This window comes from Streptomyces bambusae (assembly GCF_019400985.1).
Lineage (GTDB): Bacteria > Actinomycetota > Actinomycetes > Streptomycetales > Streptomycetaceae > Streptomyces > Streptomyces bambusae_A.
In genome coordinates this window covers 1-8,282 of record NZ_WTFF01000319.1, presented here as the reverse complement: position 1 = coordinate 8,282, position 8,282 = coordinate 1, and the positions used below count along the sequence as shown (strand labels likewise).

General features: G+C 73.5%; 6 protein-coding genes. 2 read left to right on the top strand and 4 right to left on the bottom strand.

What is annotated here, in order from left to right; genetic code table 11:
* On the bottom strand, positions 1–1,632 hold a 1,632-nt coding region (locus GPJ59_RS29910), incomplete at its 3' end, for a polysaccharide biosynthesis tyrosine autokinase (RefSeq protein ID WP_219671041.1).
* Positions 1,629–2,834, bottom strand: a complete 1,206-nt coding sequence (locus tag GPJ59_RS29905; protein WP_219671043.1) for a glycosyltransferase family 4 protein — start codon at positions 2,832–2,834, stop codon at positions 1,629–1,631. The genes GPJ59_RS29905 and GPJ59_RS29910, both read right to left, overlap by 4 nt.
* 172 nt (positions 2,835–3,006) lie before the next feature.
* Here GPJ59_RS29905 and GPJ59_RS29900 point away from each other — a divergent pair, with 172 nt between their 5' ends.
* Positions 3,007–3,504, top strand: a complete 498-nt coding sequence (locus GPJ59_RS29900) for an adenylyltransferase/cytidyltransferase family protein (RefSeq protein WP_219671040.1) — start codon at positions 3,007–3,009, stop codon at positions 3,502–3,504.
* Here the strand turns inward: GPJ59_RS29900 and GPJ59_RS29895 are convergent.
* Complete coding sequence (locus GPJ59_RS29895) at positions 3,485–4,207, bottom strand: CDP-alcohol phosphatidyltransferase family protein (RefSeq protein ID WP_219671039.1); 723 nt, start codon at positions 4,205–4,207, stop codon at positions 3,485–3,487. The two genes, GPJ59_RS29900 and GPJ59_RS29895, sit on opposite strands and share 20 nt — an antisense overlap.
* An 88-nt stretch (positions 4,208–4,295) precedes the next feature.
* Complete coding sequence (gene glgX, locus GPJ59_RS29890) at positions 4,296–6,572, bottom strand: glycogen debranching protein GlgX (RefSeq protein WP_219671038.1); 2,277 nt, start codon at positions 6,570–6,572, stop codon at positions 4,296–4,298.
* 219 nt (positions 6,573–6,791) lie between these two features.
* Between glgX and GPJ59_RS29885 the strand changes: the two genes are divergently transcribed.
* On the top strand, positions 6,792–7,979 hold the full coding sequence (locus GPJ59_RS29885) for a L,D-transpeptidase (RefSeq protein ID WP_219671042.1): 1,188 nt from the start codon (positions 6,792–6,794) through the stop codon (positions 7,977–7,979).
* Positions 7,980–8,282 lie beyond the last annotated feature (303 nt).

The following is an 8,282-nucleotide window of genomic DNA, read 5'->3' as shown; positions in this document are numbered from 1 at the left end:
GGCCGGAGCGGTGTCCGCGGCGGCGCCCTTGCCGGCCTTCGCCGCGCCCCGGCCGGCGCCGCGCTTCTCGCCCGGCAGCGGTCCGTGCAGCACCGCGCCGAGCACGGTGCCGCCGGCGCCGCTGATCAGCTCGCGGATGCGGGCCAGGTCGGTGCGGCGCACGGCACGCGGGTCGCAGACCACGAGTACGCCGTCGACGCGGTCGACGAGCGCGAGCGCGTCGGCGTAGGACAGGACGGGCGGCGCGAGCACGACCACGGTGGAGTTCTGGGAGTCGGCCTCGGAGACCAGGCGGGTGGCGCGCGGCGAGGTGAGGGAGCGCGGCACGTTGCGCACCCGGTCGCCGGGGATCAGGTCGAAGGTGCCGGACTCGCCGGCGTCCACGACGAGTTGGCGCCCGTCGGGCCACTCGGCGTCGGCGTGTCCGGCGTGCCCGGCGCCGCCGGGCATCTGGCTCCAGCGCGGCCGCCCGCCGGCGTCCGTCGGCAGCTGGCTGGCCAGCACCGGCGTGCGCAGGTCGGCCTCGATGAGCAGGACGTCCTTGCCGGTCTCGGCGAAGGACGCGGACAGGTTCACGGCGACCGCGGCGGCCGTCTCGCTGCTGCCGCGCGGGGCGACCACCAGCAGCCGGCGCCGGTCGGCGAACCGTGCGTCGTACGCGAGCCGGAAGGCGACCGAGCGGTACTCCTCGGCGAGCCTCGGGTCGGCCTCGCCGGCGGCCAGCAGCGGCCCGCCGCCGGTCCGGTCGCGCGGCAGGGTGCCGAGCACGGGGGCGCGCAGGGCCCGTGAGACGTCGCCGTCGGAGCGCGGGGACGGGTCGAAGACCAGCCGGACCCAGGCGGCGAGCAGGCCGAGCGCGAGACCGACGGCGGCGCCGAGCGCCAGCGACATCGGCACGCCGGGGCCGTCGCCGTCGGCGGGCGGGGTCGCGGTGGTGGTGACCCGGCCCGGGGTCATGTCGAGGGCTTCGAGCTTGGCGATGGAGCCGTTGAGGGAGTTGACCTTGCTCTGGAGGTCGGTCTTGGAGGTGTAGGCGGCGTCCCGGCCGGGGCCGGCGGGCATCGAGGAGATCTGCTTGACCAGGTCGTCGAGCTGCTTGGCCACCGGGTCGCGCTGGTCCTTGTACCCCTTGACCATCGTGTTGCGGGTGTCCTCCAGCGCCGCCCGGCGTCTGGTCAGGTACGCCTCGGTCATCGCGTTGGCGCGGGTGGCGGCGGCCTTGGGGGTGCCGGCCGTGTAGGTGAAGCGCAGCACCATGGACTGGGGCGGGTTGGTGACCTGCAGGCCGCTGCGCAGCCCGGCGAGGCCGGACTCGGGGACGCCGAGCTTCTTGGCGGCCTCCTGGGCGATGGAACTGCTCAGCGCGGTCTGCCGTTCGGAGCCGATGTTGACCGTCTTGTCGGCCGCGATGGTCGGGTTGAACGGGTCGTCGGCGGGCGTGCGCAGCACGACGTCGGCCGTGGCGACGTACGTGTCGGCGGTGGATATGCCCAGGTAGACACCGCCCAGCAGGCCGATGCCCACGCCGGCGCCGATGAGCTTGCGGTAGCGCAGGAGCTGGCGGAACTGGTCCCGCAGGAGGTCGGGTTCGTCCTCGGCCGGGGCCGCCGCGGGGCGGTGTGTCTGACTCACGGCCGGTGTCCCCCAAGTGCTTCGTCGATCAGTGCGTCGATGCGGGCCAGGCCCGCCTCGCGGCTCAGGTGCGCCGCCACGTGGCGGGGTCCGGCCGCGCCGAGTGCGTCGGCCGCCTCCGGGTCCTCGGTCAGGGCCCGTACGGCCTTCAGGAGCGCGTCCGGGTCCTCCGGCGGTACGAGCACCCCGGCGCCCGAGCGCTCCACCTCCTGGGCGGTGCCGCCCTGCGCCGCGACCGAGGCGACGACGGGCCGGCCGGCCGCGAAGTAGGAGGTCAGTTTCGACGGCACGCTCATGTCCAGCACCGCCGCGTGCTGCGTCACCGCGAGGACGTCCGCCGCCGCGAGGATATCGGGGAACTCGCCGTCGGCGGCAGGGGGGATGATGTCCAGGTTCGGCACGTCGGCCGACATCTCGGCGAGCGCGGCGCGCTGGCTGCCGTCGCCCATGAGGACGAACCGGACGTCCGGATCGCGCCGGGCGGCCCCGACGAGCACCTCCAGGCCCTGCTTGAGGCCCATGTTGCCGGAGTGCAGGACGACTCTCTGGTCGGGTGCCCAGCCCAGGTGGTGGCGGGTCTCGGCGCGCGGCTTGGTGGGGGAGGGCACGTGGGACCAGTTGGGGACCAGCCGGATCCGCTCCGGGTCCACGCCCATGCCGACGACCCGGTCCACGAAGGTCTCGTGGATGACGCCGACGAGGGTCGCGCGCCGCAGCGCGTACGCCTCGGCGCGGCCCGCGATCGCCGCGGCCTTGTCGCCGCCGCTGATGCCGCTCTGCGCGGCCGCGGCTCCCATCAGGTCCTGCACGACCGGGACGTACGGCACCTTCCAGCGGGCGGCGAGCCGGGCGGCGACGACCCCGCCGGCCAGGCTGGGCATCTGGGCGAGGATCGCGTCGGGCCTCGGCATCCGCGGCGGGGCCACGGTGCCGTGCAGCAGGATCGATCCTTCGAACAGGGCGCGCTTCACGGCGGTCTGACGGGCCGGCACCGTGTGCGCGCGCCGGTGCACGGTGACCCCCGCGCGCCGTTCCGTGCGCCGGAGCGCCCCCTTGTACTCCGGCTCCAGCGACCACGACGGATAGTGCGGCATGCCGGCGAGGACATGGGTGTCGTGGCCGAGATCCGCCCAGTGCTCCGCGATCTGAGTGGCGTACGGGCCGATCCCCGCATGCTCGGGAGCGTAGTTGGTGGAAACCAGCAGCAGTCGCCGGTGACCGGATCTTGGCACTGAACTTCCCTTTCCCCCCTGGATGATGCGCTGCACACCCTAATCGTTCACCCGCACGCCCCGGAACGTGCGCGCTATTGTCAGCTGATCAGCCGCACTGGGGAGTGCGGCCGCTGGGGGGTAAGAGATGACGGAGCACGACATGTCCGACCATGGTGCGCCCGCCCGGAAGCCGTATCGCGTCGGATACGCGCCGGGAGCCTACGACCTGTTCCATATCGGACATCTGAACATCCTGCGCCACGCCCGGAGCCAGTGCGACTACCTGGTCGCCGGAGTGGTGTCCGACGAGATGGCCGAACTCGCCAAGGGGCGGCGCCCGATGATCCCGCTCGTGGAGCGGCTGGAGATCGTGCGCAGCGTGAAGTACGTCGACGCCGCCTTCGTCGAGACGGTGCCCGACAAGGTCGAGACCTGGAAGCAGGTCCGCTTCGACGTCATCTTCAAGGGCGACGACTGGCGGGGCACCCCCAAGGGGGACAAGCTGGAGGCGGACTTCGCCGCGGTCGGGGTGGACGTCGTCTACTTCCCCTACACGGTGCACACCTCCAGCACCCAGCTGCGCCGGGCGCTGGACGCGCTCGCCGAGCCCGCGCTCCCGGGCCTGTCGGCCGAGCCGCTCACCGCCGAACGGCGCTGAGCTCCCGGAACCACTTGGCGAGGAAGGCGAGCAGGAACAGCGCGGCCACCGCGCCCAGTACGGCGTACGCCCACCGGAACAGCTCCCCGCCGCCCAGCAGCAGGAACACCAGGCAGAACACGCCGTAGTCCACCGGCAGCAGGGCCACCGCGCGCAGGGTCGAGGGCGCGGCGGCAGGGCTGCCGGGGGCAGGCCTGGGCTTGAGCTTCTCCGTCAGGAGCCCGCCGAAGAAGGTGACGACGGCGGCGAACTGGAAGCCGAGCGGCACCAGCAGCCAGCCGTCGGCGGCCGTGCCGTAGCTGTCGGGGAAGCGGTGGAAGGCGATCAGTACGCAGCTGTGCAGCGCGGTCAGCTTGGCGGCGTCCACGACGTGGTCGAGCCACTCGCCGGCCGCGCTGCCCCCGCCGCGCAGCCGGGCCAGCTGGCCGTCGGCCGAGTCGAAGGCGAAGCCGACGGCGAGTGCGGCCCACACCGCGACGCCCAGCGCCCAGGAGGGCTCGGCCAGGGCGACGGCGGCGATCGCCGCGAAGCTGAAGGCCGCGCTGATCAGGGTGACGTGATTGGGTGTCAGGCCCAGCGCGTGAGAGCCGGCGGCCAGGTAGCGCCCGGCCGGCCGGTTGACGAAGCGCGAGTAGAGCGAGACCCCCTTGGCCGACTTCTGCGCCCCGCGCAGTTCCCGCAGTGCGCTCGTGACACCCGCCATGTGCTCGCCCCCTCGTGAAGAAAGTGTGATGAGCACATCATCGTAGGGGTGGGCGGGGTTTCCTCCCGGTCCTCAGCCCGCCACGTCCTCAGCCCGTCACCCGCAGCAGCAGCACCGAGCGGGCAGCCACCGCGATGCGCAGGCCCGCCCGGTAGGTCACCGCCGGCGCCGGGCCCTGCTCCTCGCGGGCCGTGTCGACCACCACCTCGTACGACGACGCCCACGGCGCCCCCGGCAGCTCCCACGACAGGGGCCGGTCCCCGGCGTGCAGCAGGGCCAGGAAGCTGTCGTCCGCCACCGGCCGCCCCCGCTCGTCGCGGCCCGGGATGTCCCGCCCCGACAGGTACAGGCCCAGCGCCGCCGCCGGGGCGTACCAGTCCTGCTCCGTCATCTCCTCGCCCTCCGGGGTGAACCAGGCCAGGTCGCGCAGCCCGTCCACCCCCTGCGGCCGCCCCGAGAAGAAGGCCCGCCGGCGCAGCACCGGGTGCGTCCGGCGCAGCGCCAGCAGCCGCCGGGTCAGGGCGAACAGCTCCTGCCAGCCGGGCTCGCGCAGCAGCGACCAGTCCACCCACCCCGTCGGGTTGTCCTGGCAGTACGCGTTGTTGTTGCCCTCCTGGGTGCGCCCGAACTCGTCCCCCGCCACCAGCATCGGCACGCCCGTCGACAGCAGCAGGGTCGTCACAAGGTTCCGCAGCTGCCGCCGCCGCAGGGCGAGGATCCGCGCGTCGTCCGTCGGCCCCTCCGCGCCGCAGTTCCAGGACCGGTTGTCGTGCGTGCCGTCCCGGTTGTCCTCCCCGTTCGCCTCGTTGTGCTTGCGCTCGTACGACACCAGGTCGCGCAGGGTGAACCCGTCGTGAGCCGTCACGAAGTTCACCGAGGCGTACGGGCGCCGGCCGCCCCACGCGTACAGGTCGCTGGAGCCCGACAGCCGGTAGCCCAGGTCCCGTACGTCGGGCAGCGCGCCCCGCCAGAAGTCCCGCACCGCGTCCCGGTAGCGGTCGTTCCACTCCGTCCACAGCGGCGGGAAGGCCCCCACCTGGTACCCGCCGGCCCCCACGTCCCACGGCTCCGCGATCAGCTTCACCCGCCGCAGCACCGGGTCCTGGGCGATCACGGCCAGGAACGGCGAGAGCATGTCCACGTCGTGCATCGAGCGGGCCAGGGCCGCGGCCAGGTCGAAGCGGAAGCCGTCCACCCCCATCTCCGTGACCCAGTACCGCAGCGAATCCGTGATCAGGCGCAGCACGTGCGGCCGGCCCGCGTGCAGGGTGTTGCCGCAGCCCGTGTAGTCGGCGTAGCGGCGCTGGTCGGACTGCAGCCGGTAGTAGCCCCGGTTGTCGATGCCGCGCAGCGACAGGGTCGGGCCCAGCTCGCCGGCCTCCGCCGTGTGGTTGTAGACCACGTCGAGGATGACCTCGATCCCGGCCGCGTGCAGCGCCCGCACCATCCGCTTGAACTCGCCGACCTGCTGCCCGGCCGTCCCCGACGACGAATAGCCGGCATGCGGGGCGAAGTAGCCGACCGAGTTGTAGCCCCAGTAGTTGCGCAGCCCCCGGCGCAGCAGGTGGTCCTCGTGCGCGAACTGGTGCACCGGCAGCAGCTCCACCGCCGTCACCCCGAGCCGGGTCAGGTGCTCGACCGCCGCCGGGTGCGCCAGCCCCGCGTACGTGCCGCGCAGCTGCGCGGGGACGTCCGGGTGGCGCATGGTGAACCCGCGCACGTGCAGCTCGTAGATGACGGAGTCCGCCCACGGGGTCTTCGGCCGGACGTCGTCCGCCCAGTCGTCGTCATCGTGCACGACCACGCCCTTGGGTACGTACGGCGCCGAGTCCCGGTCGTCGCGCACCGTGTCGGCGATGTACTGCTGCGGCCAGTCCCGCACGTGCCCGTACACCTCGGGCGGCAGCCGGAAGTCGCCGTCCACCGCCCGCGCGTACGGGTCCAGCAGCAGCTTCGCCGGATTGAAACGGGCGCCGGTCCAGGGGTCCCAGCGCCCGTGCACCCGGTAGCCGTAGCGCGTGCCCGGCCGTACCCCGGGCACGAAGCCGTGCCAGATCTCGTGCGTCAGCTCGGCCAGCGCGCACCGGGTCTCCGCGCCCGCCGCGTCGAACAGGCACAGCTCGACCGCCTCCGCGGCCGGCGCCCACAGGGCGAAGTTGGTGCCCGCGACCCCGTCCGGGCCGGTGCGGTAACGCGCTCCCAGCGGGTGCGCCGACCCCGGCCACACCGCCGGGGCCGGCCGCGGGGCCGCCTGTGCCCGGCCGTTCACCTGCCCCACCACGTGCGGCACGGGTGCGGCCGCGCCGCCGCCCCGTACCGCGCCCCCGACGGCTTCCACCGCCTCCTGCTCCGCTGCGCTCGACACCTGCCCGCCTCCACGGCTCTTCCAGGCCACGGCGGGGGTGGGGTGTGCGGCCCCGGCGTCCCGGCCCGGGCCCGCCCCCGTCTGGTCCTTCCCACTGTTCTGCCCGGACTGCAACGTCAGGAACGTGCGCCGCACTCACGTTTCCCCCGGAGGGCCCCTGTCGTTGGACGGGGCGTGAGACTAGTGACGTGTCGGCGGACCGGGGCGGGCCTGGCCGCGATGGCGGTGTGGGCCGTGCTGCTGGGCGGCCTCGCCGGATGCACCGAGGACGGGCGGCCTCCCGTCGAGATCGGCCTGCCCGGCAAACCCCGCTCCGCCGAGGAAGCCATCCGGATCACCCCGGACGACAACGCCAAGGGCGTACCGGCCGAGGGCCCGCTGTCCGTGACCGTGCCCGAGGGCCGCCTGGAGCGGGTCAAGGTGGTCAAGGTGGAGGACGCGCAGCAGGAGGAGGTCCCCGGCACCATCGCCGAGGACGGGCTGAGCTGGAGTCCCGACCCGGAGCACGGGAAGCTGGCGCTGGCCGCCAAGTACACGGTGGACGCGGTCGCCCTCGACGGGCACAGCCGCCGCCAGGCCCGGCACACCACCTTCACCACCTACGTCCCCGAGGAGCGGTTCATCGGGTACTTCAAGCCCGAGCACCGCTCCACCGTCGGCACCGGCATGATCATCTCGTTCCGGTTCAGCAGGTCCATCGAGAACCGGGCCGCCGTCGAACGGGCCATCACCGTCAGGTCCGCCCCGCCCGTCGAGGTCGTCGGCCACTGGTTCGGCCGCGACCGCCTGGACCTGCGCCCCAAGGAGTACTGGAAGGCGGGCACCGAGGTGACCGTCGACATCGCCCTGCGCGACGTCGAGGCCGCGCCCGGCTCGTACGGCCTGCAGAGCAAGAAGGTCCGCTTCACCGTCGGCCGCCACCAGGTCTCCACGGTCGACGCCGCCGCGCACACCATGGTGGTACGGCGCGGCGACGAGGTGCTGTCGACCGTCCCGATCAGCGCCGGGGCGCCCAAGACCACCACGTACAACGGCAAGATGGTGGTGATGGAGATGTTCGACGTCACCCGGATGAACGGCCAGACCGTGGGCTTCGGAGGCGAGTACGACATCCCCGACGTGCCGCACGCCATCCGGCTGACCAGCTCCGGGACCTTCCTGCACGGCAACTACTGGGCCAGCCCCGACACGTTCGGCAGCACCAACACCAGCCACGGCTGCGTCGGCCTGCGCGACGACAAGGGCGGCGGCTCCGACACCCCGGCCGGCTGGTTCTACGACCGCACCCTGGTCGGCGACGTGGTGGAGGTCGTCAACTCCCAGGACAAGACCGTCGCCCCCAACAACGGGCTGGGCGGCTGGAACCTCTCCTGGCCCGACTGGATCGCCGGCTCCGCCCTCACCTGACCACCCGCGGGTGTGCCGCTTGATCACCTACGGGTGACGGCGCTGACCGGAATGAAGTACTCCGGGAGTGTCCGCCGGTCTCCCCGTCCGCCTCTGCGCCCAGCCTGGTGCGCAGCAGCGCCCACAGCGGACGGCGACCGACGGACACGGGACGGAGCGACATGACAGCTGGTACGGCCACGAGGCCGCGGCGGTTGACCCTGGGCCTGGCCACGGCGGTGGCGGTGCTGGCCACCGCCGCCCCCGCGCACCCGGCCCGCGCGTCCGCCCCGGCGGGCGCGGCTCCGGGGACCGGCCTCCCGG

Bases quoted from the DNA above. Each gene is read 5' to 3' on its own strand.
- GPJ59_RS29900 (WP_219671040.1), top strand. From the start codon at position 3,007: ATGTCCGACCATGGTGCGCCCGCCCGGAAGCCGTATCGCGTCGGATAC.
- GPJ59_RS29895 (WP_219671039.1), bottom strand. From the start codon at position 4,207: ATGGCGGGTGTCACGAGCGCACTGCGGGAACTGCGCGGGGCGCAGAAG.
- GPJ59_RS29885 (WP_219671042.1), top strand. From the start codon at position 6,792: ATGGCGGTGTGGGCCGTGCTGCTGGGCGGCCTCGCCGGATGCACCGAG.